This is a genomic window from Bacteroides sp. OF03-11BH (assembly GCF_003604005.1).
GTDB classification, from domain to species: domain Bacteria; phylum Bacteroidota; class Bacteroidia; order Bacteroidales; family Bacteroidaceae; genus Bacteroides; species Bacteroides ovatus.
Genome location: NZ_QTMW01000140.1, coordinates 398 through 610 on the forward strand (window position 1 = coordinate 398; position 213 = coordinate 610).

The window sequence follows — 213 nt, forward strand, 5'->3', positions numbered from 1 at the left end:
ATAGTCCTTTTTCGGGCGGTTGATACTTGATTACTTTACTTTGGTTTTAGTGGTTGCCCGTTTGTTTCTACGGACTTGGGGCTGTCCGTTGCGGGTTGGCTGTACCTTGTACCGCCGTGCGCGTGGGTGTCGTCATTTTACGTTTTCATTTCCATTCTTTTTTAGTTGTTATACATAGTTTCGGAAGTCGAACTCCTCGATGTTGTCGGGAAT